We start from the raw sequence: 2,934 nt of genomic DNA on the forward strand, positions 1-2,934 counted from the left end.
ACCATTCTATTGTTTCTATATGAAAGCACAGATTGTTTGCCCATGGCCGCTGACCTCAACAGGAGGTTCATTGCAATTAAGGTTTTTCCAGATCCGGGTCCGCCATGAATTACAAAGTTGCCGGTTTTGCCCGATGAAAGCGCATCTATAATTTCTGAATATGGCTCCAGCTGTTCATTGAAAAGGCCATAACCTTTTACTGCCAATGACCTCATTGCCCCTTCCTTTATGTCATTATAATAAAGCCGTACAGCATCAAAAAGGTTTTTATTTTGCCTGTATTTGCCTGTAACAAATTTCTTCAAATCATCGCTGCAATATCCAGGGTCCAGATAATTTTTTAACTCCTTTATTATTCTATCCTGTTCATTTCCCAAAAAGGTAAGTTTGCCCCTATTTTCAATATTTTTTATATTATATAATATAACCATGGAATTAATGTGATAATCATTAATCCCATCTACACTGTATCTTATTTTCCCTTCATAATTTAAAACCTGGTATTCTGGATTTACCTCTCTTTTGTTATCCGCCCGCACAAAATAATCGTCAAGAATATTCATGGTTTTCCAGCCTTTCATTTCAATGAGTGTTATTGATGGAGATTTTAAATTACCTATCAGTACTGCATCGGCCCTTTCCGCTCCGGCAGGAATAATATATTCAAACACTATTCCTTTATTTTGCAGTTTCAAAGCCAGGTTTTTTATATATGCAATAGATGTTTTCCATGAATTGTAAAGATATTGCCCCGGTTCAGCATTGTACATTTCAACATATTTTTCTCTGATAAGGTCAGCGAAGCTATCGTTATATTCTTTTAAAAAAGTTTCTGTATCATTGGAATACAGGTAATTCATATAAATAGAATCAGTGTGTATTATTTATTGATTTCCTTTTTATTCTGTTAAAATTCATGATATATGAACAATAATTCAATATTTATCGAATTTACAAAAATATCAGATGCAGAAATATTCTGCTGCTTAAATGCAATAGATTTAATATCGCCCAGCGTTTCCTTTATTTCTTCCAGCTCATTTAGTTTAAATATCAACACGGAATATACAAATATGGTGCTTTATGCCGAGGATATAATGAGAAAGAACTGCCAGATAGTAGATGGTTCTATAAGCGCTTTTGAAGGTTCCAGAATAATGGCTGAAAAACAACAGGGCTTTGTAATTATAGGTAAAGAAAATGTGCCTGAAGGCATAGTTACTGAATGGGATTTTATAAACAAAATTTTATCTAAAAAAATTGATCCGTCTAAAATTACACTTAAAGAGATCATGACATCTCCCCTTACTTCGGTACCATCAGATACTCCGATGGAAAAGATAGCAAATTTAATGGCCGGGAAAGGAATAAGAAGATTGATTGTGGTAGATAATAATAAATTATCTGGCATCATAACATCCAGGGATATTCTAAAATTCTTCAGCGAATATGTATCAGATATGGTTGAAATAGCCTCAAAGTTTGGGATAAGATAAAATTAAATTTTTTCAGGGGAAGCAGCCTTTTTGTGCACCTTATTGTCTTTTAAGTTAAACGCAACAGATATTGCTATTAACAGTGCCATTGGCAATAATGTCAGATAAATTGCAATTTTTATATTGTATAACTCGGAAATCAGGCCAAATATAAAAGGTATAACAAATGCAATAACATCCATGATTAACAGAAATACTGAATATACAATATTCATATATTCAACATCCACGCTTGCGGCAATGTAAGAAGTGGATAATGGAAATATGGCACCATGTGGAAATCCAAGAATAAGCAGTGCTGCAATGAACATAACAATGCCCGTGTCAATACCAACCAGCAGATAGCCAAGAATGCTTGCACCAAATGCAGCATACATCAAAAATTCCTTATTTTTAACCTGCCTGAAAGACAGTATTAATCTTGACATAAAAGAAACTCCATAAAATAAAGCCAGCAAGTAAAGGAAAATTCCCGGGGATATTCCATCATATTCCTTTCCGATTATGCTTCCATAGGTAATAAGCAGGATAAAAGGAAATGCATATGAAATATTTCCAAACATGGCAAAAAGAACTTTCCCCTGTTTTAATGAAGTAGAAGCTCTGGAAATAATTTCCTTAAAACTTCTTGTTTTTGTCGATTTCGCAGGGATATGGATCCTTGTTGACAATACATACATACCTGTGGAGGAGAACAGTGCGATAAAGAAAAATATTACAAAAGCATATCTGACATTTATATAAGATAATATTAATCCTTCCAGCAAAACCCCAAATATAAGGCTCAGTGACAATGCTGCAGTATATGCGGCTATATACCTGTCCCTCTTTTCTGGCGGTGCAATTGCATTTGTTACTGTCATTAAAAGCGGCTGGACAACGCCCATGGATAACCCGGTTATTCCAGAGAGAATAAGTACCTCATAAATATTTGTGGAAAATATATAAATAAATATTCCAAGTGTCATTACAAGAAGAAATGCAAATATTACTTTTGGCGTTTTATCAACGCTTATTCTTCCATTTACGAATATATTCGAAGCCATAGCTCCTATTCCGTAAAACGTAGCTGTCAACCCAACAAAGAAAACATCAGCATTTATAACATATTTTGTAAAAACAGGAACAACGGTCATAAGCATATTGGTTGAAGATCGCATGGTAAATGTAACGGATAATAGCATGATAAAATTTATAATTAAAAGTTTCCCCTCAGCATTTTTCACCCTTACATTATTGCAAATAAATATTTAATCTTTGAAAAATTCGTTTTACTGTCAAAGTTTTTATTATTTCGTGATATAAAGCTCCATGGTAAAAAAAGTTGCAGTAATTGGATCTGGAATAATGGGACAGGGAATAACACAGGTATTTATCAAGAATGGCATTGATACGTTGTTAATTGATATTGATAAAACAATACTGGAAAATGCAAAAA

The 2,934-nt window shown here is 33.5% G+C and carries 4 protein-coding genes; 2 read left to right on the top strand and 2 right to left on the bottom strand.

Annotated features, from left to right (window positions below; translation table 11 throughout):
- A partial coding sequence (locus WKI77_RS07435; protein ID WP_337861192.1) for a DNA/RNA helicase domain-containing protein occupies positions 1-860 on the bottom strand: 860 nt, incomplete at its 3' end.
- A gap of 63 nt (positions 861-923) precedes the next feature.
- Here WKI77_RS07435 and WKI77_RS07440 point away from each other — a divergent pair.
- Positions 924-1,496 (top strand): CBS domain-containing protein, encoded by a 573-nt coding sequence (locus WKI77_RS07440; protein ID WP_337861193.1) that lies wholly within the window; start codon positions 924-926, stop codon positions 1,494-1,496.
- Between the two features lie 2 nt (positions 1,497-1,498).
- Here the strand turns inward: WKI77_RS07440 and WKI77_RS07445 are convergent, their stop codons facing one another.
- Positions 1,499-2,722: an MFS transporter gene (locus WKI77_RS07445; RefSeq protein WP_337861194.1), complete on the bottom strand. Its 1,224-nt coding sequence runs from the start codon at positions 2,720-2,722 to the stop codon at positions 1,499-1,501.
- Between the two features lie 85 nt (positions 2,723-2,807).
- Between WKI77_RS07445 and WKI77_RS07450 the strand changes: the two genes are divergently transcribed.
- A partial coding sequence (locus tag WKI77_RS07450) for a 3-hydroxyacyl-CoA dehydrogenase NAD-binding domain-containing protein (RefSeq protein ID WP_337861195.1) occupies positions 2,808-2,934 on the top strand: 127 nt, incomplete at its 3' end.

Origin of the sequence: Ferroplasma sp., from assembly GCF_037442045.1 — an archaeon.
GTDB lineage: Archaea > Thermoplasmatota > Thermoplasmata > Thermoplasmatales > Thermoplasmataceae > Ferroplasma.

Bases quoted from the DNA above. Each gene is read 5' to 3' on its own strand.
- WKI77_RS07440 (WP_337861193.1), top strand. From the start codon at position 924: ATGAACAATAATTCAATATTTATCGAATTTACAAAAATATCAGATGCA.